Source organism: Mucilaginibacter sp. 14171R-50 (assembly GCF_010093045.1).
GTDB lineage: Bacteria > Bacteroidota > Bacteroidia > Sphingobacteriales > Sphingobacteriaceae > Mucilaginibacter.
The window spans coordinates 1,220,415-1,245,780 of the sequence record NZ_CP048115.1 but is presented as its reverse complement, the minus strand read 5'-3'; the positions used below and the strand labels follow the sequence as shown (position 1 = coordinate 1,245,780).

Genomic DNA, 25,366 nt, shown 5'->3' with positions numbered 1-25,366 from the left:
ATTAGTAACCCCTAATTTCTTTATCGTAAGAGGTTTCGCCCCCAAAATTAACCTTTATACCAATGGTTAGCTGCGTATACTGATCAAGCGCGTTATTTTTAAATTTGGTAGATGCATCGGCATAACCATCCAGGCCCTCGCCAAAAGTAATGTTATGCTGATAGCCAATATCCAGGCGTATGTTTGGTTCGTCGTATGCGTTGTAGAACTTAAACTCATAACCAAATCGTAAAGGCACTATCAGGTTAACACCTTTATCCTTGCCCGGGAAAATGTATCCCGGGTTTATCGGATCTGTACGTTGTGCCTTAACATCATTATATATCCCACCTACCCCTATACCAAAATATAGGTTCTTTAATACATTTAAGGCAGCATTGCCCTGGTAATCCATTATTTCGCCTGCCTGCACATCCATATGCAACAGCAAGGCTTTATAATTATTCTCATACATGCGCCCGGAGGCGTCGATCTTAAAGTCGGTATTGCTGCCACCCGATAGCTTTCCAAACTGAAACTCCAACCCTATAGGCACGTACGGGGTGTAATAGTAATTGAACGTTACCGCGTATGATTGATTATTAAATTCTTTTTTTAGATCAGCGTAGGGCTTATTCCGGCTTGCACTTAAACCAATACCGTACGATGCATAGTTTAAACTGCCCTGCGCTTTACCCTCATGAAAAGCAAATGCCAATACAATTAATAAAAGATACTTTTTCAATGAATTTAATATTTGATATTTACAATTTAGCCGCAGGGAGCAATGGCCTGTGGCAAAAAATTTCTACTAATATAGGTTTTATATGGATTTTAACGCATCGCTAAGTTTTACAGTTACCGATAGATTTTTACGATATGTGGTTATTGATACACAATCAGACCCTGCATCGCCAACCACACCCTCTACCGAAAAGCAAAAAGACCTGGGCCGTTTACTGGTGAATGAACTCTTAGAAATAGGGATTGCCGATGCCCACTTAGATGAGTATGGCTACGTGTATGCAACCATCCCGGCAAATACCGATAAGGTGGGCGTCCCGGTGATCTGTTTTTGTTCGCACATGGATACAGCACCCGATTGCAGCGGTAAAGATGTAAAGCCAATCATTCATAAAAACTATACCGGCGCTGATATTGTATTGCCAGATGATAATACGCAGGTGTTGAAACTGGCCGACCACCCCGACCTGAGGAACCAGGCAGGTAAAGATATTATAACAGCATCGGGCAATACGTTATTGGGGGCCGATAACAAAGCGGGCGTAGCCGAAATTATGGATGCCTGCTATCAGTTGATGCAGCATCCGGAAATAAAGCACGGCGCTATAAAAATTTTATTTACGCCCGACGAAGAGATCGGCCGTGGCGTGGATAAGGCCGATATTGCAAAAATCGGCGCCTTTGCCTGCTACACCATGGATGGCGAAAGCGCAGGCAATATGGAGAACGAAACCTTTAGCGCCGACGGTGCAAAACTAACCATACACGGCGTTAGCACGCACCCGGGCTTTGCAAAAGGTAAAATGGAAAGCGCTATAAAGATAGCCGGACAAATTATTGCCGCGCTGCCTGATAGTTTGTCGCCCGAGCATACTTCGGATATGCAGGGGTTTGTGCACCCGGTAGAGGTTAGCGGGCATGTTGAAACTGCAATTATTGAGTTCATTATACGGGATTTTGAAGAGGACAAACTGAAGGAGCATGCCAATGTTATCCGCCGGGTAGTAGATGAGGTTTTGAAGCGCTTCCCAAATTCCACCTATACCATTGAAACCCAGGAGCATTACCGCAATATGAAGAAGGTGTTGGCGCAGCATCCGCAAATTGTCGATTACGGGATGGAAGCGATGCGCCGCGCAGGGCTGCGGCCAAAACTTTGCAGCATCCGCGGCGGAACGGACGGCTCGCGCTTATCGTTCATGGGTTTGCCAACACCAAATATTTTTGCCGGCGAGCACGCTTTTCACAGCAAGCAAGAGTGGGTATCGGTACAGGATATGCAAAAAGCCGTTGAAACCATTTTGCATCTGTGTATGGTGTGGGAAAACCCCCCGGCTCTCTGAAGGGGTGATAAATATCGAACACTGAATTTTAAATGTCGAACATCGAAGTATTCATTATTCGATGTTCGACATTGGGTGTTCGATATTATTATTTAATAAAGCAAATTATCGTACGGGTATCTTTCCGTATGAACTTTCTTCACGTATTCATACAGCAAATTCCTAAACTCTTCAACGTTCTCTTTTTGAGTAGCCGATATAAATATGGCCGGGCTGTTATTCTTTGCCATCCAGCTGTGCTTGAAATCATCAAGCGTTAACGGCCCCTCGGTAACATCAACATGGTGCTGCTCAGGCATAAACGCATCTATTTTGTTAAACACGGTTATCATTTGTTTATCAATAGCACCAAGGTCCTTGAGTGTTTCGTTAACCGTGCGTATCTGGTCCTCAAAGTTAGGATGCGAGATATCCACTACATGCACCAGGATATCTGCCTCGCGTACCTCGTCAAGCGTAGATTTAAAGCACTCTACCAGGTGGTGAGGTAGCTTGCGGATGAACCCTACAGTATCCGACAATAAAAAAGGCACGTTCTCTATCACCACTTTACGCACCGTGGTATCCAGCGTGGCAAAAAGTTTGTTCTCGGCAAACACGTCTGATTTCGACAGCATGTTCATGATAGTTGATTTTCCTACGTTGGTATACCCTACCAGTGCTACACGGATAAGTTGCTGCCGGTTTTTGCGCTGGGTCTCGTTCTGGCGGTCTATCAGCTTAAGGCGCTCTTTTAGCAATGATATCTTGTTCAGGATCAAACGCCTGTCGGTCTCAATCTGCGACTCACCCGGGCCACGCATACCAATACCACCCTTCTGGCGCTCAAGGTGAGTCCAGAGGCGGGTTAGGCGGGGTAAGAGGTATTGCAGCTGTGCCAGCTCTACCTGGGTTTTAGCCTGCGCTGTTTGCGCTCTGCCGGCAAATATGTCCAGTATCAGGTTGCTGCGGTCAAGTATCTTTACATTCAGTTCGCGCTCGATATTACGCAGCTGCGACGGGGTAAGCTCATCGTCAAAAACAACAATGTCTATCTCTTCGGCAATCACAAACTCCTTTATCTCTTCCAGCTTACCGGTACCTACAAAAGTTGCCCGCTCGGGCCGTTGTAGCTTTTGGGTAAAGCTCTTTACCGTGAGGCCACCGGCGGTAGCCACTAAAAACTCCAGTTCTTCTAAGTATTCTTTTTCCTGGGCTTCGGTTTCGTTGGGGGTAATAACACCAACCAAAACCACTTTTTCCTGCTTCACAGCAGTATCATAAAATTTTTGTTTCATTCAAAAATGATTAACATTTAAACCATAAAGGTAAACATAAAGTCACCTCAATATAACTCGCTATAGGGCAGTTATGTTCACATCACACGGATTTATTTATAGTGGATAATATCGCTTCGTACAAAGATCAGGAAGCGGTTACAGTGATATCGCTACGTGCAAACTGCGGCGTAACGACAAATCTTTCTGATGCTGAACAAGGTCAAGCAAACTGAAAGCTGCTGAGGAGAGGATATTATATCATGATGCTGCAAAGATATGGAAAGTACCGTCAATTACAAACCGGTAACAAACTGGCGCATTGCGGCACCCGGGTTTTGCTGTTTCATAAAATTTTCTCCGATCAAAAACCCGTTAAAACCAACTGCCCTTAACTGCTTAATGGTTTCAGTATCGCTGATGGCGCTTTCAGAGATCTTCATGAACTCATTTGGGATATGGTTAACCAGCTTGTAAGAGTTTTCTACCGATACGGTAAAATCGGCCAGGTTGCGGTTATTTACGCCAATAGCATCAAGATTTGTATCTATGCTGCGTTCCAGCTCTTCCAGGTTGTGCACCTCTAAAAGTACATTCAGGCCGAGGCTTTTAGCAAGCGACGCCAGGTTCTTGATCTCGGCAGGGGTAAGTATGGCGGCGATAAGCAAAATAATATCCGCACCTAACGATTTTGCTTCAATAACCTGGTACTCATCTATCATAAAATCTTTCCGCAGGATGGGGATACAGGTCGCCCTGCGTGCGCGGGTAACATCCATTTTGCGGCCCATAAAAAAGCCATAGTCGGTAAGCACCGAACATGCCGAAGCACCGGCCTCTGCATAATCCTTCGTTACGTCTTTTACCAACGCATCATCATTAATTATACCTTTTGAGGGCGATTTCCGCTTAAACTCGGCAATGATCCCGGTACGGTCAGGCGCCAGCAAAAAATCTTTAAAAGAGTAGGTTTCCCGGTGAAAATATTCAGATTCTTCCAGTTTGGTGTAGGTGGTGCGCACCTTATCCCGCTCCACTTCCTTTTTTTTATGAGCAACTATTTTATCGAGTATCGTCATTGTTTTCAAATCTATAACAAACTATGTCAATTCGAACGGGGTACGAGGAGAAATCGTGTTAGCGCAATTCTAAGTGGCATGGCGTATAAGATTTCTCCTCACGTCCGCACACAACCCTTGCCCGGTTCGTTCGAAATGACAGGTGAGTAAAACAGCCTACGCCTTTAACCAGTTATGCATCATTTCCTTCCCATATTCGGTCAGTACCGATTCGGGGTGAAACTGTACACCGCGCACGTTATACTGCTTATGCCTTAAAGCCATCACCGAGCCATCTTCTTCGTCAATGGCGGTAATTTCTAAAACTTGGGGCAAGTCTTTTTCTACCACCCAGGAGTGGTAACGACCTACTTTAAATTCATTAGGCAGATCTGCAAAAAGCGGCTCGTTGGCATCTGTTACCTTTATGGGTGTGGCGATGCCATGCATAGGCTGCGGCAGGTTATAAAGCTTTCCGCCAAATACTTCGGCAATGGCCTGCTGCCCCAAACAAACGCCAAATATGCTTTTGGCAGGCGCGTATTTTTCTATCACCTGCAAAAGCAAGCCCGCTTCTGATGGAATGCCCGGCCCCGGCGACAGGATGATATGGCTAAACCTGTCCACGTCTTCTATCTTAAACTGATCGTTCCTCCAAACTTCGCACGCTAACCCTAACTCGTTTACCAAATGCACCAGGTTATAGGTGAAAGAATCGTAATTGTCTATTATCAGGATACCCCCCACCCCCCTGAAGGGGGAGTTTTTTGAATTACTATTTGTCATTGTATATTTTCAGTTCCTTTTAGGAATAATTTAATTTTTTTAAACAACTTCTATTCCCCCTTCAGGGGGTTAGGGGGTTAAAGTTCCTCCGCCAGTTCTATTGCTTTTCTTAGCGCGGCAATCTTATTATCTACTTCTTTCAATTCGCTTTCGGCAACCGAGCCGGCCACTATGCCTGCACCGGCCTGGTAGTGCAGTGTGTTGTTTTTACTAAGGAATGAACGGATCATGATGGCGTGGTTAAAATCACCATTAAAGCCGAAGAACCCGATTGCGCCGCTGTAAAAGCTGCGTTTGGTTTTTTCGTTCTCGTCAATGATCTCCATGGCACGGTATTTTGGCGCGCCGCTTAATGTACCTGCCGGGAAAGTATCTGCTACAATTTTAAATGACGTAGTACCCGGTTTTAAAGTGCCGCTTACATGCGATACCAGGTGGATAAGGTGCGAATAGTACTGCACTTCCTTAAATGCTTTTACGCTTACGTTTTCGCAATGGCGGCTCAGGTCGTTGCGGGCCAGGTCAACCAGCATCACATGCTCAGCCGACTCTTTGGGGTCGTTTTCCAGCTGGCGGGCAATTTCAGCGTCCCTCTCATCATCGCCGCTGCGTTTAAAGGTGCCGGCTATCGGGAATATGCTTGCCACATTATTTTTAATGGTGATCTGCGCTTCGGGCGATGAGCCAAAGATGCGGAAATCGCCGTAATCAAAATAAAACAGGTACGGCGATGGGTTAATAGAACGCAGCGCGCGATAAACGTTAAACTCGTCGCCCAAAAACTTGCGCGAGAACGCCCTTGACGGCACAATCTGGAACACATCGCCACGGTAAATATGCTGCTTCATCTTCTCGACAATAGCAATAAACTCTTCGTTGGTCAGGTTTGATTGTTCTGCCTCGTTGCTTTTAAAGCTGTACTCCGGGAAATTCTTGTTTTTGATAAGGTCTTCTATCTTTTCCAGTCCGTTGGTTTGGGGAAGCCCCTCTACCTGGTTATGAAAAATATACAGCTCGTTCTTAAAATGATCTATGGCGATAATGTAGCTGTATATGTGATATTGCATCACGGGGATCTTACGGGCGGTATCGTCACTCTCCTTTAAACGGATGGTCTCGAAATGCTCAACTGCTTCGTGCGTAAAATAGCCAAACAGCCCGTTTGATAATATTTTTGATGTATTTGCTTCTACCTCAAAACGACCCGTAAAATTGTTTATCTCGTCGGTAATATCAAATTCACCCGGCTTGCTTATCTCTTCGGTACCATCAGGGAACCGTTTTTTTAGCATTTTGTTGTCCAGCACAAGTCCGCTGATCGGCGCGCAGCAAACAAAGCTCAGGCTGTTTTCGCGGCTGTGGTAATCCGAGCTTTCCAGCAGCAGCGAATTAGGGAACACATCCCGTAAGCGCAGATAAATGCTTACCGGCGTAGTGGTATCGGCAAGCAATTTTTTTTGTGTAGTTGTTATTTTATATGTTTTCATTAGTTGTTGTCAGGAGCATTTAAACAAAAAAACCCGGCGAATTGAGCGTTCGCCGGGTTTCAAATTAGGTTTACATTTGATTAGTACTGCATATCAAAAACTATCCGGCTGCCATGTTTTCACATAGTGCCACCAATTGGTATTAAGGTTAGTATTTTTCATATCGTGGCAACAAATTTATACAAAAATTTGAATTAACAAATTTTTTGTCGACTTTTTTAGTAGGACATTCCAAAAAAGGTGCGTCCGGGGACATCTTTGGTCATTAAAGCTATCGCAACCACTATAATAACAAATGCAGCAGTATAAAATATAGCTATTGACCTGTGCTTATCTTGGGCCAAAACAGCCTTTTTTGATTTGCTGTGGCCGATGGTAACCAGTATCATGGCAATGATCATCATACTGATATGCTCAACCGTCCAGTAGCGCGACGCAGGGTCTTTCATAACGCCGCCTGCAAACTTTACAAACGGACTTAAAAAATAAAGTACAAGGCCCAGTAAAATTTGGGTATGTACCGATATCATCGTAAACAGGTTGAATTTGCGGTTACCATCGCTGTAACTTTTTTTACCAAACCAGCCGGCAAAGGCACTAAAAATGGCAATAACAACCATTACAAATACAACATACCGGAAGCCCGAGTGGAACTCGAGGAAGAATTTATAAGCGTTCATGTGATTATAATTTGAGTCGAATATAAGGATAAAAAGCCTCACCCCAGCGCTCTCCAAAGGAGAGGGAGAAAAACTTTTTTTTAAAAGTCCTCTCCTTTGGAGAGGATTAGGTGAGGCTTTTACCCCGCAAAGCTAAATTTCCCCATTAGCACGGCAGGGTTATCCCCTATAACCATCGGCTCACCGCAAAGCGCCTCATTTCCCAGCAGAGCAAATAATATAGCTTCTTTGGCATCGGGATCAATACCTAATTTGGCAGTGTTGGCAATGGTTGCAAAGGGCATGGCTTTTTTAAGATAGTTAACCACGTAGGGGTTACTGGCGCCCCCGCCGCTTACAAATATCTTAAGACCGGGCAGGTTAAAATGTGCTGAAATAAAATTACTGATAGTGCGGCCTGTAAAAGCGCTCAACGTGGTTATAAGGTCGGTTTTATTGATATTTAACGAGCGCGATGCTTGCTGTGCATCGGCAACATATTCTAAATTAAACAGCTCGGGCCCTGTGGTTTTGGGCAGCGTTTCGTTAAAAAAAGGATGGTGAAGCAGGCCCTCCAGTAAAGTTTCGTCCACTGTGCCTGCGTTAGCTATCGACGAATCCTCATCATACGGCCTATCAAAATACTTGCGGCATGCGGCGTCTATCAGGGTATTGCCCGGGCCAATATCGGTACATACAACTTTCGCGGTGTCGCCGTCTGCGGGTAGATAAGTAAGATTGGCTATCCCGCCAATATTTAGCAGTATCCTTTCCTCGCCCGTTTTACTGCCCAGTAAAACATCGCCATACAGGGCTAAAGGCGCACCCTCGCCACCCGCTGCAATGTGCTTTTGGCGAAAGTCGCTTATGGTAAATATCCCTGTTTTAACAGCTATGTGGTCGCCGTCGCCAATTTGCAGGGTGGCGTTACCGTAGCCAGGCTGTTTATGCTGATGTTTTGGCGCGTGGTAAATGGTTTGTCCATGGCTGGCGATAAAGTCTATTTCCGTTGTTTTAATATCCCACTTTGCCAAAGCCTGCAATATTAGTCCAGCGTGGAAGCTGCCGATATAGGCATTTAATAATGTAACCTTTTCCAGGTCGGCCTGCCTTTGGGCAAATACCTGCTGCACTTCGCTCTTGAAATGGTCGTCGTACGGGATGGTGATAAACTGCAAAAGCTTAAATGTGGTGTTAGTGCCGCTGCCGCTGAATCGGCATAAGGCAATATCCAGCCCGTCAAGCGAGGTTCCCGACATTAGGCCAATGCCCAACCTCTCTTGTTTTTGGGCGATCTTAAATAGTTTTTCAAGGTTGTGGTTTAATGCAGGCATGCGCTAAATTACCTGTTTTGGCTTGCCATGCAAAAGATAAATTAAAACCCCCTGTATATAAATATCTGATATATTTGTTTTGAAGCATTTGTACCACCCGCAACCAAACCCCATTATGGCAAGATTAAATTTATTAGAAGAGACCCGTTACGAGAAACTTCCGGTAACGGTGTACGCTGACCAAAACGCGGCATCGGTAGCTGTTGCAAAACGCATTGCCGGTCTTATCCGTAAAAAAGAGGCTGCAGGGCAGCAGGCTGTGCTTGGCCTGGCAACGGGGGTCACCCCTATAAAAGTGTATGCCGAGCTGGTGAGGCTGCATCGGCAGGAAGGGCTTTCGTTTAAGAACGTTATCACCTTTAACCTGGATGAGTACTACCCCATGAAGCCCGATGCCGTGCAAAGCTACGTTACCTTCATGAACGAGAATTTGTTTGACCATGTGGATATTGAACGGGCTAACGTGCACATCCCCGATGGTACCCTCCCCGCAGATAAGGTGGCCGCTTTTTGCCTGGAATACGAAAGGCTGATCGAGGAGCTTGGGGGGCTGGACCTGCAGCTGCTGGGTATAGGCCGTACCGGCCACATCGGGTTTAATGAGCCGGGCTCGGCCCCAAATTCGGGCACCCGGCTGGTTACTCTGGATGACCTTACCCGCCGTGATGCCTCCCGCGATTTTGGCGGCAAGCAAAATGTGCCTGCCAAAGCCATCACCATGGGCGTGGGCACCATATTTAAGGCCCGGGAAATTATCCTGATGGCCTGGAGCGCCAAAAAAGCGCCCATTGTGCGTAAGGCGGTAGAGGGGGAGATCTCGGGCGAAGTGCCGGCTACCTTCCTGCAGTTATCAGATAATGTAGAATTTGTACTGGATGCGGATGCGGCATCAGACCTTACCCGGTTTGATACGCCCTGGCTGGTTAAGGATTGTGCCTGGGATGAGCGGCTGATCAAAAAAGCGGTGATCTGGCTGTCCCAGGCGGTAGGTAAACCTATACTAAAGCTTACTGAAGAAGATTATAACAGCAATGGTATGGCACAACTGGCTGTAGAGCGGGGCCCGGTATACCAGATCAACATTGATATATTTAACCGCCTGCAGCATACCATAACCGGCTGGCCGGGCGGTAAGCCGGGGGCCGACGACAGCCAGCGCCCTGAGCGTGCCGAGCCGGCCCGCAAGCGCTCTGTTATCTTTTCGCCGCATCCTGATGATGATGTGATATCCATGGGCGGTACCTTCATCCGCCTGGTCGATCAGGGCCACGATGTGCATGTGGCTTACCAAACATCGGGCAACACTGCTGTCTGGGATGATGATGTGCTGCGGTATATGGAGTTCGCTATTGATTTTAAACACAGTATAGGCGAGGATACCGCCCAGCTGCAGCGTATATATGATGACATGCGGGCGTTCATCGATAAAAAGTTACCTAACCAGGTGGATACTCCCGAGATCCGCGACGTTAAGGGCTTTATCCGCAAAACCGAGGCTATCTCGGGGGCGCGCTTCGCGGGCCTGCCCGACAGTAATATCCATTTTCAGGCGCTGCCTTTTTATGAAACCGGCAAAACGCAAAAAAATTCGGTTGGCGAGGAGGATATCAGGCTAACGATGGAACTGCTTCAAAAGGTGAAGCCCCAGCAGGTGTTCACCGCCGGCGATTTTGCCGACCCGCACGGTACCCACGTGGTTTGCTTTAACATTGTGATGGAATCCTTACGACGCCTGCGTAAAACCGAAGCCTGGGTAAAGGATTGCTGGGTTTGGATGTACCGGGGCGCATGGCAGGAGTTCCCGACACATGAGATCGAAATGGCGGTGCCTTTGTCGCCCGCCGAGGTTTTGCGCAAGCGTAACGCCATCTTTAAACATCAGTCGCAAAAGGACAGGCCGGTTTTCCCCGGCGATGATGCACGCGAGTTTTGGGTACGGGCCGAGGACCGGAACCGCGAAACCGCCCAGAACTATGACAGGCTCGGCATGGCTGAATATGCTGCTATGGAGGCTTTTGTCAGATATCACTTTTAAAAATAAACATCGCATGAAATATAAATTCTTAATTATTGCCCTACTTTTCTGTGTAGCAGCAAAAGCGCAAACCACACCCAACATTACCCCGTCACATTTAAAAGCCGCCGAAGATGTGCTGAAAGCCTCGGGCGCTGATATGCAGTACAAAGAAACAATGGATGCCATGATAAAGCAGAGCAGCGCTAATATCCCTGCGGATAAACAGCAAAAGTTTAGTGATATTATGAATGCCTTTATATCCAAATACATGAGCTGGGAGTTGATGAAAGACCAGATGGCAGCTTTATATGCCCAGGAGTTTACCGAAAAAGAGCTTAAAGACCTTGCCGTATTTTACCAAACCCCATTAGGTATCAAGCTTAATAAAAAGCAACCCGTTTTATTTCAGAAAGGTGCACTCATCGGTCAGCAAGCGGTTCAAAGCCACCAGGTAGAGCTACAGCAAATGATGCGGGAGGCCTTTAAATCCGAATAAACAATTTGCAACTAAGGGTTTCGTTTAGCATCTTAGTAAAATATTCCTTTTTAATTAAATTATGAACTTCAACAGAGCTTTATCTGTAGCCACGCTGGCGCTTTTAATAGCATGCGGCAGCGCCAATGCACAGGTAAAAAGAAAACCCGTTCCCTCACACAAAAGCAAACCTATCCCCGCCGCCGAGGCCGTAAAGCCTGCTAACATACTGCCGGTTGATGATAATGTGCTGATTGGTAAATTGCCGAACGGCCTAACCTATTATATACGCCATAACGAGCAACCTCAAAACCGGGCCGACCTGTACCTGGTGAATAAGGTAGGCTCGATACTGGAAACCGACGCCCAGCAAGGCCTTGCACACTTTACCGAGCATATGGCCTTTAATGGCACGCGCGATTTTCCAAAGAATGCGTTGGTAGATTACCTGCAAAAGTCGGGGGTTAAATTTGGAGCCGACCTTAACGCTTACACCTCTTTTGACGAAACGGTTTACCAGCTACCCTTACCAACGGATAGCGCCGCTGTTTTTGAAAAAGGATTTAACATTTTAGCTAACTGGGCCGGTTATGTAACCTTCGACCCCGTAGAAATTGACAAAGAACGTGGTGTTGTATTAGAAGAAGCGCGCTTACGCGGTAAAAATGCCCAGGAGCGCTTAAGTCTGCAAACCCTGCCTGTTTTGCTCAACAATTCGAGGTATGCATCGCGTTTACCGGTAGGTAAAGAGGATATCCTGAAAAATTTTACAGCAGCCACTATTAAAAGCTTTTATACAGATTGGTACAGGCCAGACTTGCAAGCAGTAATTGCTGTGGGCGATTTTGATGTGAAACGCGTTGAGGCATTGATAAAAGCCAATTTCTCGGGCCTTAAAAATCCTGCGGTTAAAAAGCCACGACCGGATTACACCGTGGCCCCAACCCCCGGGACAGTTGTAAAAATTGCAACCGATAAGGAGTTTCCGTATACGCTTGCACAAATTGTAGTTAAGCACCCGCATAAACCCGTAAGAACAACTGCCGGTTATATGCAAAGTGTGCGTACCTCGCTTTTTAACTTTATGCTGAACCAGCGCCTTGCCGAACTACAGCAAAAACCCGAGCCGCCATTCCTATACGCACGCACCAGCTACGGGTCGCTAATTGGCAGCCAGGATGCTTTTTCATCGGTGGTGGTTGCCAAGGCTGATGGTTTAGAAACCGCGGTTAAGGCCGCTGTTGCCGAAACAGAGCGCGCGCGTAAATTTGGCTTTACGTTAACTGAGCTTGAGCGGGCCAAACAGACGGCGCTGGTTGGTATTCAGAACGCATATTACGAAAGGGACAAAACAAATTCGGCTAATTACGTTCGGGAGTACCAGCTTAACTTTTTGAACGGCGAAGCTATTCCCGGAATTGACTTTGAATACAATTTTTATGTGAATAATATCAGCAAAATAACCCTCGAAGAAATGAATGCCCTTGCCGGCCAGTTCATAAGCGACCAAAACAGGGTTATTATCGTAGAGGGCGCCGAAAAAGACAAAGATAAATTACCTGATGAAAAAACCATTTTAAACTGGATAGGCTCTGCCGGTAATAACCTTACGGCTTATGTTGATAATGTTACCAGCAAGCCGTTAATGGAAAAAGCTCCCGAGGGGTCGAAAGTAGTATCAGAGGTACAGGACGAGGCTATTGGCACCACGACACTTACATTAGGCAATGGTTTAAAGGTAATATTGAAGCCGACAGAATTTCAAAACGATCAGATACTGATTAACGGATATAGCTTTGGCGGTACATCCCTTGCCAGCGATAACGATTATACCTCGGCAAGCTTTGCCGGGTCTATTGTTGGCAGCAGCGGCATATCAGAGTTTAACCAGGGCCAGCTCGACAAAATGCTCGCGGGTAAAAATGTGAGCGTTTCGCCATACATCAGCGAGATAACCCAGGGCATTAGGGGCAGCGCCTCTCCGGGCGATTTTGAGACAGCCCTGCAACTGATATACCTGTATTTTACAAAGCCGCGTAAGGATGAGGATATCTGGAAGGGTACGATGAACCAAACCAAAGCGTTACTGGCTAATCGCAGCCTCGATCCGCAGAGCGTTTACCAGGACACCCTTTCGGCGGTTATGAGCAACAATAACTTCCGTTACGGTGCAACAACTGTAGAAAGGTTAAACCAGGCCAGTCTTGATAAGGCGTTCGATTTTTATAAAGAGCGGTTTGCCGATGCAAGCGGTTTCACATTTGTGGTTGTAGGTAAATTTAACCCCGACCTGATCAAACCCTTCCTGGAAACATATCTTGGCGCCTTACCGGCAACAAATAAAAAAGAAACGTACCGTAACTTAAAGATGCACCCCGCCCCCGGGCAGATAACCAAAACCGTTTATAAGGGTATTGATGACAAAGCTACTGTGCAGATGATATACAGCGGCGATTATGTATATAATGAAGCCAACAACCTGCAAATGGATGCGCTGGAAGAAGTGCTTAACATAAAGCTTGTTGAGCGCTTACGCGAACAGGAAAGCGGGATTTACGCACCGGGCATAAGGGCGTCGTATGCCAAAAACCCCGAAGGCCGCTATACCGTTACCATTGTATTTACCTGCGCTGCTGCAAACGTTGATAAACTAATCGCCGCAACACTTGATGAGATCAATAAGATCAAGCAAACCGGTGCGTCACCGGCCGATATTGAAAAGTTTGTGGCCGAAGAAGCGCGCTCTACGCAGGTTCAACTTAAACAGAACATATCGTGGGCTGGTTATTTAGCAGGTACCTCACAAAACGGGCAAAACCCTGACGAGATACTAAGCCATGTAAAAAACCTGGACCAGATAACCGTACAAAGCACAAAAGAAACCGCTAATAAATACCTTAATAATAATAACCTGGCAAAAGTGATACTGATGCCAGAGAAAAAATAAAGATTTACAGCACCAACAAAAAGCCTTTCAGAGTTTCATCTGAAAGGCTTTTTGTTTTTAACCCCCTCTCCTCTTAGCACGTGACAAAAGCGAACTATCGCCCGGGCCAGCAGCAGAAGCTCAAACATTTGCTATAAAAGTATTAGGGTGCTTAACTAAGGTTACTTAATTTTATGCTGATCTGTCTTGCTTGTCCTATGAAAAGAAATGTTTCCCTTTTTTACTTCGCGATATTAATATCTGCTTTATTCGTTACCAGCAGGGCGTTTGCTAAACCCAGGTTTTTTAAAGCCGGTAATTCGCATTTTAAATACGTTGGCCGGGTTGATTTTAGGGATCCGCAAAAGCCAAGGTTTTGGTCGCCGGGGGTTTATATCACCACTAAATTTAAAGGGCCATCGTGCAGGTTGCTCATCAACGATGAGGAACTGTTCGGCAAAACTCACAATTACATTGAGATAGTTATCGATGGTAAGCCATCGCGCATACAAACTACAGGGGAAACCAACAACCTACAAATAGCCAAAGGCCTTGGTAAGGGATGGCATACGCTGCTGATCTGCAAAGACACAGAATCGGGTATGGGTTATCTGGAGTTTGTAGGCCTGGTTTGCGAAAAGATCACCTCGCCGGTTCAACCCAAACGGATGATAGAATACATCGGTGATTCGATAACAGCGGGCGCGGGGTTAGATGCCTCGCAGGTGGCCTGTGGCAAAGGCCAGTGGTACGATCAGCATAACGCTTATCTTTCCTACGGAGCGCGCACATCACGGGCCTTAAACGCCCAATGGCAGCTAACCGCAGTTGCCGGTATCGGCCTGGTGCATAGCTGCTGTAATATGGATATCCTGCTGCCGCAGGTGTACGATAAGCTGTATTTACGTAACGATTCGCTGGCGTATGATTTTAAACAATATCAGCCCGATGTGGTAACCATTTGCCTGGGGCAAAACGATGGTGTGCAGGATTCAGTTAAATTTTGCAGCGAATATGTAAGGTTGATAGATACCGTTAGCAGTAAATATCCTCAGGCGGATATTGTTTGTTTATCAAGCCCTATGGCCAACGCAGAGCTTACTGCCGTGCTGCACCGCTACCTTACAGGCATTGTGCAGTTTGTAAACAATCGCGGCGATAATAAGGTAAGCAAGTTTTTTTTCTCGCGCAGCTTTAACAGTGGCTGTGACGCACATCCCGATGCTAACGAGCACGCGATCATAGCGGGAGAGTTAACCGCATACCTTAAAAAGCTTAAAGGCTGGTAGCAATTCAAAATTTATCGAAACATTTTTAACTGTAGCTTATTGATATAATATCACCAATAAACAAAAGCTATGGAAAATCACGATCACAGCGCTCTTATACAAAAGTTACTGGCATGTGTTGCCGCATGCGAAAACTGCGCTACCGCCTGCTTGCAGGAAGATGATGTAAAACCAATGGTAAGATGTATCAGCCTTGATCGCGACTGCGCCGATATATGCAGCCAGGCCGCACGACTGCTGGAACGAAAATCAGAAATTGCCCACCAGTATTTGTTGCTTTGCGAAGAGATTTGCCGGATGTGCGCCGAAGAATGTGGAATGCACCAGCATGACCATTGCCAGATATGTGCCGATGCCTGTCGCCAATGTGCCGATGCCTGCCATGCGCACCACCAGCCCATAACGCAGGAATAAAGCGGTTTTAACCACTTATGCCAAGGATAATTTATATCAGCTTATCGGGTGTTATGGGCAGATCGCGTACACGTTTCCCGGTTGCATTATATACCGCGTTGGCAACTGCTGCCGCCATGCCTATTAAAGAGATCTCTGCCATGCCTTTCGCGCCCATCGGGTTAATATAAGGGTCGGGTTTATTTACAAACAGCGCTTCTATTTGTGGGATATCTGCATTAACCGGCACATGGTAATCGGCAAAGTTGTTATTTACATAACGGCCATAACGATCATCCATTTGTGCTTCTTCCATTAAAGCCATCCCTATACCGCCAATGGCGCCGCCGATAAGCTGGCTGCGGGCGGTTTTAGGGCTTATTATTTTACCCGAATCGGCCACAGAAACGGCCTTATCTATCTTTACGACCCCGGTAGCCGGGTGTACCAAAACCCGCGTAAAATGCACAGACCATGCCTGCATAGAGTATTTATTGGCATCAGCTCCTAATGACGACTTGGTAGTGATACTTAAAAACGGCAGGTTGTTATCCTTCAATATTTTTGCATAGTCGGGTTTATCGGTACCGCCATTACCCATCAGTTTCTGAAATTTTTGTTTCAGGTCAGTACATGCATCATATACCGCACCGCCCACGGTAGCTGTAGTGGCCGAGCCGCCCTGCATAGGCGCTTCGGGCAGCGAGGAATCGCCCATTTCAAATTTTATCTTTTCGGCAGGTAAACCCATAATTTCACTCGCGATAGATACCATGGCGGTACCTGTACCCGGGCCAATGTCAGTAACAGCGGTTTGCAGCAGCAACGTTCCATCCCCCATCATTTTTGCTGTAACAGCAGCGCTGTCGCGGTATGCGCCAAACATACCACCGCCCATGCCATAACCCATCATCCAGCCGTCTTTTTTAACCGAGCCGGGCTCCGCTCTCCGATTCTCCCAGCCTATTTGTGCAGCACCCATTTTATAGGCATCATCCAGGTGCTTGCTCGAAAATGGTTTGTTATTATCAGGGTCTGTAAGTGCATAGTTGCGCATTCGCAACTCTACAGGGTCTATCTTAAGCAGGTAAGAAAGTTCATCCAACGCCGACTCCAGCGCAAAGGCACCGGTGGCTTCGCCCGGGCCACGCATCCACGTAGGTGTACCTATATTAACCGATACCAGCTTATACCGGGTGGTAACATTAGGGCAGGCGTACAACCCCTTGCTTACATTAATAGGCCCTTCGGCAAAATCTTCATAGGTGGATGTTTGCCCGGCAGCTTCGTGTGTTATGCCAACAAGCTTACCATCGGCAGTAGCGCCTATCCCTATTTTTTGCCAGGTATATGGGCGGTGGCCTACCGAAGTGAACATGTCTTGCCTGTGCAAAACCAGCTTCACCGGCCTCTTCAGCATTTTAGCGCCCAATATAGCGGCTATTTCATGCGGCCACACTTGTAAGGCGCTGCCAAAAGCGCCCCCAACAAATTTTGCGTTTACCTGCACGTTGGCTGCCGGTATCTTAAACGCTTTCGCGATATCATCCCTGGTGGCCTGGGTGCCCTGGGTTTTATCCCAAACGGTTAGCTTATCGGGGCCATCCCACTTAGCAATAATAGCGTGCAGTTCCATTGGGTTATGCACTTCTGTTGGCACCACATATTCCTGCTCCAGTTTAAACGGCGCGTTCTTCCACGCGTCCGCTTCACCGCGCACAAAGTCTTTTCCGCCCCAGGGCGCAACGCCACGTGTAAGATCTGTTGGTGGGTTGGTATCATGAGCTTGCTTGTTATACGTTGCCTTTACCAACGAAGCCGCGTATAGCGCACGTTCGTATGTATCGGCAATAACCATGGCAACGGGCTGTCCATTGTAATGAATAACATTATCATTAAAAATCTTCAAAGCACCTGCTTTTACCTGCGGCTTAGCCGGGTTTTTAGCCTTTTGATGCCCGGGAACTTTCGGCGCGTTAAGGTGGGTTACTACCGCCAATACACCCGGCGCCTTCTCTGCCTTTGCAATATTTACAGCCGCTATGGTACCTTTGGCAATGGTACTGCCTACTAAAACAGCGTAGGCCATGCCATCTAACTTATACTCGGCGGAGTATTTAGCCTTGCCGGTAACTTTTGCCCACCCATCAATCCTGCTCAGGCCGTCAGTCGGCGATGGCATTACGGTTTTTCCTGCTGTTTCCATCATATTAAACTAAGCCCGAGGCATGTTTTAGCGCCTCGGCAATTGTAGCCGGGGCAAGTTTTAATTTAAACGCGTTATACTTATAGGCCTTAGCGCCCTGCATGGCAAGTTGCGCTGCATGCGCAAAGTTTTCTTCGGTTGGCTTTTTGCCCATAAGCGCCTTTTCAGCATCAAATAAACGCCATGGCTTATGCGCCACGCCGCCCATAGCCAGGCGTACGCCCTTAATTATCCCGCCCTCAATATCCAGCGCGGCCGCCACCGATACCAGCGCAAAAGCGTATGATTGCCTGTCGCGCACCTTTAAGTAATAACTGTGTTTAGCAAAATTGTTTGTTGGTATAATTACACGGGTAATCAATTCATTACTTGCCAGGGTATTATCTAACTGGGGAGTAAGGCCGGGCAACCGGTGAAAATCTGTAAAGGCAATATACCGTACCCCCTTAGGGCCTGATACCTCCACCTTAGCATCTAAGGCGGCCAGTGCTACGCACATATCGCTTGGGTGCACTGCTATACATTTCTCGCTTGTACCAAATATAGCGTGCATGCGGTTAATGCCTCCCAGTGCGCCGCAACCGGTGCCTGGCTCGCGTTTATTACAAGGCATGGCGGTATCATAAAAATAAGTGCAGCGCGTGCGCTGCATCATGTTGCCGCCAACGGTAGCCATATTACGCAACTGCGGCGATGCGCCGGCATGCAATGCCATAGAAAGCAACGGGAACATTTCCTTTACGCGCGGATGCTCTGCAACCACGCTATTTAATGCCAATGCGCCAATAGACATCGTCATTACATTGCCCATCGGTTCGCTGATGTCCTTCAAGGGCAGATGTGTAATATCCACCAGCTTATCCGGGGCAGTTACGCCGCGTTTCATCAGGTCGACAAGATTGGTACCACCTGCTATGATCTTGGTGCCCGGCTTGCTGATGGCGCTTATAACGCCGGCGTTACTGCTTGCCTTTACGTATTGAAATTGTTTCATGCTTCCATGCCTCCATTCTTTACATCGGTGATAGCATTAACAATATTTGGATAGGCGCCGCAACGACATATATTACCGCTCATAAATTCCCGTATCTCCCCCTCGGAATTGGCGCGCCCCTCGTTGATACAGGCCACTGCCGACATGATCTGCCCCGGTGTACAATAGCCGCACTGAAAGGCGTCATGCTTTAAAAACGCGGCCTGCATAGGGTGCAGTTCATCCCCTTTGGCCAAACCCTCTATGGTAGTGACTTTTTTGCCGTTAACCATGATGCCGAGCGTTAAGCATGAGTTCACCCGCTGCCCGTCCACATGCACAGTGCATGCGCCGCATTGCCCATGGTCGCAGCCTTTTTTGGTGCCGGTAAGGTCCATTTCTTCGCGAAGGATGTCAAGCAGGGTAGCGCGCGGCTCAACCGACAGGTTGTGCATTTCGCCATTCACTTCCATGCGCAATGGCAGTTTTTCGAGCGCGCCGGCAATTTGTTCATCTAAATGCCCTTCGGCCGCTTTTATGGCGGTTGCCGGCGCTAATGCTACCGCAGTCAATAATGATGATTGCTTTATAAAACTTCGGCGCGATGGATCTTCAAGGCCGGTTTGAGGCATGGCGTCCGTACCAAATTCTTCTTTTTCCATAGTATAGAGGGCTTACAACCGTGAATTTACCTGTTTAATAACATAAATAGCAACCGGATGTGTTATTTATATTGATGCTAAAAAGCACAAGCATGATATTGTACCTTTGCAGCTATGATCGACGTTATATTAAAAAAGGGGAAGGAGAAAGCGGTATTACATAAACACCCCTGGGTATTTTCGGGCGCAATAGAACAGGTTAAAGGCAAGCCTGCCAATGGCGACATCATATGCCTGCGGGATAGCAAGAAAGATTTCCTGGCTTACGGCTTTTATAACGATCGGTCGCGCGTTGCTGTGCGCCTGCTGGAGTGGGACGAAAGCCTAGCGGTTGATGATAACTGGTTCCGGGATAAAGTACGGACATCGGTTGCGGGTCGCGCGCATATTTTAGCGGATGGCAGCACGGATACCTGCAGGCTTGTATTCAGCGAATCTGATTATCTTCCGGGGCTTATCGTTGATAAATATGCAGATCATTTAGCTGTGCAGGTGCTTACATCTGGAATGCAAAACGCTATGCCGGTTATTATAGATGAATTAAACGCACTGTTAAAGCCAGCCAGCATCTTTGATAAAAGCGATGCAGCTTCCCGCTCGCACGAAGGATTAGAAACCAGCAATGTATTACTGGCCGGCATCCATCCGCCCGAACTGGTAATGGTGAAAGAAAACGGTATAAGCTACGGCATCAATATCGCCGAAGGCCAAAAATCGGGCTTTTACTGCGATCAGCGTTATAACCGCAAGTTACTGGCAACTTATGCCACAGGCAAAAAAATGCTGGATTGCTTTTGTTATACCGGAGGTTTTACCCTTAACGCCCTAAAAAACGGCGCTGAATCAGTAACGAGTGTAGATAGCTCTGCGCTTGCCCTCGAAACTCTTCAGGAAAACATCCGCCTGAATAAATTTGAACAAACGGTCCACAATGCCATCAAGTCTGACGTAAATGTTCAGCTGCGCAAATTCAGGGATGACGGTGAAACGTTTGATATCATCGTACTCGACCCGCCAAAGTACGCGCCATCCCGCTCGGCGCTCGACAGGGCTTCACGTGCATATAAAGACCTTAATCGCCTGGGCATGCAATTGCTCGATAGCGGCGGCCTGCTGGCTACATTTTCCTGCTCTGGCGCTATGGATATGGAAACCTTTAAACAGGTGCTTGCATGGGCGGCCCTTGATGCCGGTAAACAGGTGCAGTTTATTTACCAGTTCCATCAACCCGAAGACCACCCCGTTAGGGCATCGTTCCCCGAGGGGGAATATTTAAAAGGCTTGTTGTGCCGTGTTTGGTAGTAGCCTTATCCCAACCCTTCTCCAAAGGAGAAGCGCTACACCTAACAAGTCCTCTCCTTTGGAGAGGATTTAGGTGAGGCTACAAGCTAACTTGTTCAAATAATTTATTCCTGTATTACCTCTACTTCGGCAACAGGGCTAAACAGGTAGATGCGTTTGGTGCTTATTTCAATGCATTTGTAGCGTTTACGCAGCTTTTCTTCCTTCCGGAAAACACGGCCATCCTTCAACTTGAACAGGGCCTTCAGCGGCAGCTTTTCCACCGTATGCACTGACTCTTTTGGCGCATCATATTTGCGCAGCGAGCGGTAAAGGGTTAGGTCTGAGCAGCTTGAGGCAGCGGGATTATTCAGATAGCCGGTAATAGCCTGCCTGACATCCGGCGGGAATACCTCCTTCTCAAAAAAAGGCTGCATCATTTTTTTAAAGTTGTTCTTCCACTCGGCGCCATGTGGTTTAGCCTTGTGCTTATGCTCGTTCCAGGTATGCAGGTGTGCAAACTCGTGTACGGTGGTCACCAAAAAAGCATAGGGGTTAAGATCAAAGTTAACCGATATACGGTGCCCTTTGCCGGCATGCGGCGCACGGTAATCGCCGAACTTAGTACCGCGGTTGCGCGAAATTTTAAACTCACATTTAAAGTAATCTATCCAGCGGCCAACAAGCGGCGCCGCATCAGGCGGAAGATACTTTTCTAATACTTTTACTTTATCCAATTTTTACCTCTGCATCAAAGATAGCGGTTTAGGCTGAAAGCGAAAAGATCAAAGCAGAAAGCTTAAAGCTTACTTTAACAGGTTATACACTAAAAACGCGGCGCCATAAGCTAACACCGTCATGTAGATGAATTGGGCGGCGGGCCAGCGCCAGTTTTTGGTTTCGCGATAAACAACAGCTACGGTGCTGGCGCACTGCATGGCAAAGGCGTAAAACATCATTAGCGAAAACGCTACGGCCAGGGTAAACACCGGGCCGCCGGTATTGGGGTTTTTGGCGTTACGCATCTTGTTCTGCACAGAATCTATCCGGTCGGCATCGCCGTCAACGCTGTAAATGGTGGCCATGGTGCCTACAAATACTTCGCGGGCAGCAAAGGAAGTAATGAGCGCTATACCTATCTTCCAATCGAAGCCGATGGGTTTAATAACAGGCTCTATCACGTGCCCTAACACACCTGCGTATGAGTTTTCCAGTTTCTCGGTAGATACCACCCTTGCCAGACTATCCGGTGTCATGCTTCGGGTGTACTGGGGCTGGCTATACGTTTGCTCTATCTTTTTAAACCTGTCACCCGGCCCGTATGACGATAGCACCCACAGGATAACCGATACGGCTATAATTACCTTTCCGGCCTCAAGCACAAATGTTTTTGAACGCTCGTACATCGAAAAAAGCACGTTGTTCCAGCGGGGCATGCGGTACACCGGCAGCTCCATTATAAAATATCCGCGCTCACGGGCCTTCAAAACAAATTTCATTACGTAGGCTACAATTATAGCCGATACCAGGCTGAGCACATACATGCCTGTAAGCGCCAGGCCCTGCAGGTTAAATAGCCACCACACGTTACGGTCGGGCACCACAAGGGCTATTAATAAGGTATACACCGGCAAGCGTGCAGAGCATGCTACCAACGGCGTTACCATAATAGTTATCATGCGGTCCTTCCAGTTCTCGATGGTGCGGGTGCTCATGATAGATGGCACAGCGCAGGCAAAGCCACCTATCAGCGGAACAACCGATTTACCGTTAAGCCCTACCTTACGCATGATCTTATCCATCATAAACGTAACACGCGACATGTAGCCCGTATCTTCCAGTATCGATATGAATGCAAACAGAATAGCTATCTGAGGGATAAACACCAGCACGCCGCTTAAGCCGGCAACAACACCATCTATCAGCAGGTTAGCAAGCGGGCCACCGGGCAATATGCCGCGCAAGCCGCCTTCTATCCAAACAAAAAGATCTTCGATGAGCGACATGGGGTATGCTGACCAGGCAAATATCGACTGGAACATAAAAAGCAGCACTCCCATGAATATGATAAAACCAAAAATCCTGTGGGTAAGTATCTTATCAATCTTATTACTTACTGATTCATCGTGCGCGGTGACCGGTGTTTTTACCGTATCGTAAAGCAGGTCGTTTATATAGTTGTACCGGGCGATGGTTTCGGTAGCCTGTGCTTTTTGCGAGTGGAAACTGTGTTCCTTTTCCAGTTCTTCTATCCGGTTGCTTTGTTCCGGCGTTAAAAATTTCAGGGTTTCGTGCTGATGGGCAAGCTGCAGCGCAAAGTACGGGTTATCTGTACTAAATTCTTTGCTAATGCTTTCAATAATCTCCGGCGCTATCGCCATTACGTCGATGCTTTCCTGCTGAAGGGCGAACTTGTTGGCGTAAGATATAGCAGTTTTCAGTGGGTTTATACCCTCCAGCTTGCGCGCCGATACCGGGATGACAGGCACGCCGAGCTTTTCGGCCAACTTATTTATATTGATATCTACACCCGCCTTTTTAGACAGGTCAATCATATTTAAGGCAATAATTACGGGTATTTTCAGATCAGCCACCTGAGTATAAAGCAGCAGGTTACGTTTTAAATTGGTGGCATCAATTATTACGATGATCAGATCAGGCGTAAGGGCGGTGTCTTTTTCAGCAAGTACCGAGAACACGATGGATTCGTCGCGGCTTTTCGGGTAAAGGCTGTAAGTGCCCGGCAGATCGATAATTTCGGCGCGGCGGCCGTCCGGCAATTGCGCATAGCCAACTTTTTTATCAACAGTAACCCCCGGAAAATTTCCTATTTTTTGATTTAGCCCGGTTAATGCATTAAAGAGTGTCGATTTACCGGTATTTGGATTTCCAACAAGCGCTACTCTGATATCAGCTTTCAATGAAATACTATTGCAAAATTATGGTCGACGCCTCGAACCTGCGTAAACTTAGCTGGTAGCCCGATACATGGATAGCTATAGGATCGCCAAGAGGGGCAACACGGGCTACTTTAACAGGTTCGCCGGGAAGGCAACCCATCTCCATCAGCTTTACAGACATTTCCAGGTCAGTAAACTCCTTTACTATTCCGGTTTCTCCTACTTCAAGCTGTTCCAGGGTCATTTGCGTTAATTTAGATCACAAATGTAAGCTTATTTATAACAAATCCAAATAAGAACAATGTAAAGATTTATTATTCCTGACAAAATCGGAGTGTGTTCCCGTCGGCATCAGTAACATAAAATTCACGGTTGCCCCAGGTCTGGTCTACCGGCCCCAGATGAACCGGCGAATTTTCTTTCCCTGTAATATCCAACCCCCGGCTTACATATAAATTAAAAAGGCTATCTACATCGTTTACCCAAACATTGGCGACTGACTTAAACAACGTTGGGCTTTCGTAAACGGTGAGCTGCAGCTCTGCTCCGTCAGCAATAATATCTACTACACCATCAGAGGCAGAAGCTTGGGAGTATTTTAATTTGAAATTGAGCACGCCTGTATAAAAATCAATAGCCGCCTGCATACTTGTGCATTTAAATAGCGGGACCATCTTATACATGGTGTTGCTGTACAATTTTGTGGCTTATCAAGCCAAAATGGGGGCAGTTACAATCTTTTTTAAATAACCCGCACGATGAAAGTGTAACGGTAATTACTAAAACGGCAATAACGTATTTAACTGTTTTCATGATTGATAGCGTTACTGGTTAACAACACGGCAAATATACCCATACAGCCGCCAATAGCATCGGCCAGCAAATCATTCCAGTCGCCGCTACGCCAGGTAAAAAGGTATCGCTGCAGCATTTCAATTAATGCGCCATAGCTTACCAATACAATGGTGTTCTTCATCGCTATCTCGATACGTATGCTACGGGTTTTCCATTTACGGATACTACCATAACAATACAAAACCGAAAGCACAAAAAACAACCCACAATGCACCAGTTTATCAAACCCCGGGAAAAACAGTTGCGAATTGCCAACACCCCCCATTGGGATAGCGCATATTGTCAAAATAAAAAAGGCCCACAAAATAGCAGGCCCGTAATATTTTAGCGTTTGTTTCATTAATTATTGGCCTATCACGCCCTTATAAGCGTCGGCAGATAAAAGGCTGTCTGCATCGGCAGGGTTGTTTAGCTTAACTTTTACCATCCATCCTTCTCCATACGGATCAGAGTTCACTAACTCGGGCTGGCTGTCTAACTGTTTGTTTACTTCTAAAATTGTACCGTCAACCGGCATGAACAGATCAGATACCGTTTTTACAGCTTCTACCGTACCAAAAACAGATTCTTTGGTAACATCCTGGCCTACTGTATTAATGTCTATGTAAACAATATCGCCTAATTCGCCCTGGGCAAACTCTGTGATACCGATGTAAGCTTCATCGCCTTCAACGCGTATCCATTCGTGATCGCTTGTGTATTTTAACTCTGCCGGAAAATTCATATGGTTTAATTTATGTTGT

General features: G+C 46.9%; 23 protein-coding genes. 7 read left to right on the top strand and 16 right to left on the bottom strand.

What is annotated here, in order from left to right:
• Position 1: 1 nt before the first annotated feature.
• A complete protein-coding gene (locus GWR56_RS05690) occupies positions 2-724 on the bottom strand; it encodes a hypothetical protein (RefSeq protein WP_162430178.1) in 723 nt (240 codons plus the stop codon).
• 82 nt (positions 725-806) lie between these two features.
• Between GWR56_RS05690 and pepT the strand changes: the two genes are divergently transcribed.
• Positions 807-2,066 (top strand): peptidase T, encoded by a 1,260-nt coding sequence (gene pepT, locus GWR56_RS05685; protein WP_162430177.1) that lies wholly within the window; start codon positions 807-809, stop codon positions 2,064-2,066.
• Positions 2,067-2,158: 92 nt separating this feature from the next.
• Here pepT and hflX read toward each other — a convergent pair whose 3' ends face one another.
• From hflX to GWR56_RS05655, 6 genes are all read right to left on the bottom strand, one after another.
• Positions 2,159-3,343, bottom strand: coding sequence for a GTPase HflX (gene hflX, locus GWR56_RS05680; protein WP_162430176.1), 1,185 nt, complete (start codon positions 3,341-3,343; stop codon positions 2,159-2,161).
• Positions 3,344-3,618: 275 nt separating this feature from the next.
• A complete protein-coding gene (gene trpC, locus GWR56_RS05675) occupies positions 3,619-4,401 on the bottom strand; it encodes an indole-3-glycerol phosphate synthase TrpC (protein WP_162430175.1) in 783 nt (260 codons plus the stop codon).
• A 156-nt stretch (positions 4,402-4,557) separates the two neighbouring features.
• Complete coding sequence (locus tag GWR56_RS05670; protein ID WP_162430174.1) at positions 4,558-5,166, bottom strand: aminodeoxychorismate/anthranilate synthase component II; 609 nt, start codon at positions 5,164-5,166, stop codon at positions 4,558-4,560.
• Between the two features lie 77 nt (positions 5,167-5,243).
• A complete protein-coding gene (locus tag GWR56_RS05665) occupies positions 5,244-6,653 on the bottom strand; it encodes an anthranilate synthase component I family protein (protein WP_162430173.1) in 1,410 nt (469 codons plus the stop codon).
• A 218-nt stretch (positions 6,654-6,871) separates the two neighbouring features.
• Positions 6,872-7,333 carry a cytochrome B gene (locus tag GWR56_RS05660; protein ID WP_162430172.1) on the bottom strand — a complete coding sequence of 154 codons (462 nt, stop codon included), beginning with the start codon at positions 7,331-7,333 and terminating at the stop codon, positions 6,872-6,874.
• A gap of 119 nt (positions 7,334-7,452) precedes the next feature.
• Positions 7,453-8,646 (bottom strand): anhydro-N-acetylmuramic acid kinase, encoded by a 1,194-nt coding sequence (locus GWR56_RS05655; RefSeq protein ID WP_162430171.1) that lies wholly within the window; start codon positions 8,644-8,646, stop codon positions 7,453-7,455.
• A 115-nt stretch (positions 8,647-8,761) separates the two neighbouring features.
• Between GWR56_RS05655 and GWR56_RS05650 the strand changes: the two genes are divergently transcribed.
• The 5 genes from GWR56_RS05650 (at position 8,762) to GWR56_RS05630 (ending at position 15,767) form a co-directional block, all read left to right on the top strand.
• Positions 8,762-10,681: a glucosamine-6-phosphate deaminase gene (locus tag GWR56_RS05650; RefSeq protein ID WP_162430170.1), complete on the top strand. Its 1,920-nt coding sequence runs from the start codon at positions 8,762-8,764 to the stop codon at positions 10,679-10,681.
• Positions 10,682-10,694: 13 nt separating this feature from the next.
• Entirely contained in the window at positions 10,695-11,159 is a 465-nt protein-coding gene (locus GWR56_RS05645; RefSeq protein WP_162430169.1) for a DUF2059 domain-containing protein, read from the top strand.
• 61 nt (positions 11,160-11,220) lie between these two features.
• Positions 11,221-14,085 (top strand): pitrilysin family protein, encoded by a 2,865-nt coding sequence (locus tag GWR56_RS05640; RefSeq protein ID WP_162430168.1) that lies wholly within the window; start codon positions 11,221-11,223, stop codon positions 14,083-14,085.
• Positions 14,086-14,282: 197 nt separating this feature from the next.
• Positions 14,283-15,353, top strand: coding sequence for an SGNH/GDSL hydrolase family protein (locus GWR56_RS05635; RefSeq protein WP_162430167.1), 1,071 nt, complete (start codon positions 14,283-14,285; stop codon positions 15,351-15,353).
• Between the two features lie 69 nt (positions 15,354-15,422).
• On the top strand, positions 15,423-15,767 hold the full coding sequence (locus GWR56_RS05630) for a four-helix bundle copper-binding protein (protein WP_162430166.1): 345 nt from the start codon (positions 15,423-15,425) through the stop codon (positions 15,765-15,767).
• Between the two features lie 31 nt (positions 15,768-15,798).
• On the opposite strand, the gene GWR56_RS05625 is transcribed toward GWR56_RS05630, so the two are convergent.
• Genes GWR56_RS05625 through GWR56_RS05615 form a run of 3 tightly spaced genes read right to left on the bottom strand, consistent with a single transcriptional unit; the run spans position 15,799 to position 19,587 of the window.
• Complete coding sequence (locus GWR56_RS05625; protein ID WP_238395315.1) at positions 15,799-17,955, bottom strand: xanthine dehydrogenase family protein molybdopterin-binding subunit; 2,157 nt, start codon at positions 17,953-17,955, stop codon at positions 15,799-15,801.
• A gap of 1 nt (position 17,956) precedes the next feature.
• Positions 17,957-18,946 carry a xanthine dehydrogenase family protein subunit M gene (locus GWR56_RS05620; RefSeq protein WP_162430165.1) on the bottom strand — a complete coding sequence of 330 codons (990 nt, stop codon included), beginning with the start codon at positions 18,944-18,946 and terminating at the stop codon, positions 17,957-17,959.
• A complete protein-coding gene (locus tag GWR56_RS05615) occupies positions 18,943-19,587 on the bottom strand; it encodes a (2Fe-2S)-binding protein (protein WP_162430164.1) in 645 nt (214 codons plus the stop codon). Before GWR56_RS05615 ends, GWR56_RS05620 begins: the two co-directional genes overlap by 4 nt.
• A gap of 114 nt (positions 19,588-19,701) precedes the next feature.
• Here GWR56_RS05615 and GWR56_RS05610 point away from each other — a divergent pair, with 114 nt between their 5' ends.
• The gene (locus GWR56_RS05610; protein ID WP_162430163.1) at positions 19,702-20,889 is read left to right on the top strand and encodes a class I SAM-dependent rRNA methyltransferase; all 1,188 of its coding nucleotides are present in this window, start codon (positions 19,702-19,704) and stop codon (positions 20,887-20,889) included.
• A gap of 104 nt (positions 20,890-20,993) precedes the next feature.
• On the opposite strand, the gene GWR56_RS05605 is transcribed toward GWR56_RS05610, so the two are convergent.
• From GWR56_RS05605 to gcvH, 6 genes are all read right to left on the bottom strand, one after another.
• Entirely contained in the window at positions 20,994-21,605 is a 612-nt protein-coding gene (locus GWR56_RS05605; RefSeq protein ID WP_162430162.1) for a SprT-like domain-containing protein, read from the bottom strand.
• 69 nt (positions 21,606-21,674) lie between these two features.
• Positions 21,675-23,789, bottom strand: a complete 2,115-nt coding sequence (feoB, locus tag GWR56_RS05600; protein WP_162430161.1) for a ferrous iron transport protein B — start codon at positions 23,787-23,789, stop codon at positions 21,675-21,677.
• A gap of 7 nt (positions 23,790-23,796) precedes the next feature.
• Positions 23,797-24,012: a ferrous iron transport protein A gene (locus GWR56_RS05595; protein WP_162430160.1), complete on the bottom strand. Its 216-nt coding sequence runs from the start codon at positions 24,010-24,012 to the stop codon at positions 23,797-23,799.
• 70 nt (positions 24,013-24,082) lie between these two features.
• Positions 24,083-24,451, bottom strand: a complete 369-nt coding sequence (locus GWR56_RS05590; RefSeq protein ID WP_162430159.1) for a VOC family protein — start codon at positions 24,449-24,451, stop codon at positions 24,083-24,085.
• A 116-nt stretch (positions 24,452-24,567) separates the two neighbouring features.
• Positions 24,568-24,963: a VanZ family protein gene (locus GWR56_RS05585; protein WP_162430158.1), complete on the bottom strand. Its 396-nt coding sequence runs from the start codon at positions 24,961-24,963 to the stop codon at positions 24,568-24,570.
• A 3-nt stretch (positions 24,964-24,966) separates the two neighbouring features.
• Entirely contained in the window at positions 24,967-25,347 is a 381-nt protein-coding gene (gcvH, locus tag GWR56_RS05580; RefSeq protein ID WP_162430157.1) for a glycine cleavage system protein GcvH, read from the bottom strand.
• Positions 25,348-25,366: the final 19 nt, after the last annotated feature.

Coding starts and splice junctions, on each gene's coding strand:
- GWR56_RS05635 (WP_162430167.1), top strand. CDS start 14,283: ATGAAAAGAAATGTTTCCCTTTTTTACTTCGCGATATTAATATCTGCT.
- GWR56_RS05610 (WP_162430163.1), top strand. CDS start 19,702: ATGATCGACGTTATATTAAAAAAGGGGAAGGAGAAAGCGGTATTACAT.
- GWR56_RS05645 (WP_162430169.1), top strand. CDS start 10,695: ATGAAATATAAATTCTTAATTATTGCCCTACTTTTCTGTGTAGCAGCA.
- GWR56_RS05625 (WP_238395315.1), bottom strand. CDS start 17,955: ATGATGGAAACAGCAGGAAAAACCGTAATGCCATCGCCGACTGACGGC.
- pepT (WP_162430177.1), top strand. CDS start 807: ATGGATTTTAACGCATCGCTAAGTTTTACAGTTACCGATAGATTTTTA.
- GWR56_RS05660 (WP_162430172.1), bottom strand. CDS start 7,333: ATGAACGCTTATAAATTCTTCCTCGAGTTCCACTCGGGCTTCCGGTAT.
- GWR56_RS05615 (WP_162430164.1), bottom strand. CDS start 19,587: ATGGAAAAAGAAGAATTTGGTACGGACGCCATGCCTCAAACCGGCCTT.
- gcvH (WP_162430157.1), bottom strand. CDS start 25,347: ATGAATTTTCCGGCAGAGTTAAAATACACAAGCGATCACGAATGGATA.
- GWR56_RS05655 (WP_162430171.1), bottom strand. CDS start 8,646: ATGCCTGCATTAAACCACAACCTTGAAAAACTATTTAAGATCGCCCAA.
- GWR56_RS05665 (WP_162430173.1), bottom strand. CDS start 6,653: ATGAAAACATATAAAATAACAACTACACAAAAAAAATTGCTTGCCGAT.
- GWR56_RS05590 (WP_162430159.1), bottom strand. CDS start 24,451: ATGTATAAGATGGTCCCGCTATTTAAATGCACAAGTATGCAGGCGGCT.
- GWR56_RS05650 (WP_162430170.1), top strand. CDS start 8,762: ATGGCAAGATTAAATTTATTAGAAGAGACCCGTTACGAGAAACTTCCG.
- GWR56_RS05670 (WP_162430174.1), bottom strand. CDS start 5,166: ATGACAAATAGTAATTCAAAAAACTCCCCCTTCAGGGGGGTGGGGGGT.
- GWR56_RS05585 (WP_162430158.1), bottom strand. CDS start 24,963: ATGAAACAAACGCTAAAATATTACGGGCCTGCTATTTTGTGGGCCTTT.
- GWR56_RS05620 (WP_162430165.1), bottom strand. CDS start 18,946: ATGAAACAATTTCAATACGTAAAGGCAAGCAGTAACGCCGGCGTTATA.
- GWR56_RS05640 (WP_162430168.1), top strand. CDS start 11,221: ATGAACTTCAACAGAGCTTTATCTGTAGCCACGCTGGCGCTTTTAATA.
- GWR56_RS05595 (WP_162430160.1), bottom strand. CDS start 24,012: ATGACCCTGGAACAGCTTGAAGTAGGAGAAACCGGAATAGTAAAGGAG.
- GWR56_RS05630 (WP_162430166.1), top strand. CDS start 15,423: ATGGAAAATCACGATCACAGCGCTCTTATACAAAAGTTACTGGCATGT.
- hflX (WP_162430176.1), bottom strand. CDS start 3,343: ATGAAACAAAAATTTTATGATACTGCTGTGAAGCAGGAAAAAGTGGTT.
- trpC (WP_162430175.1), bottom strand. CDS start 4,401: ATGACGATACTCGATAAAATAGTTGCTCATAAAAAAAAGGAAGTGGAG.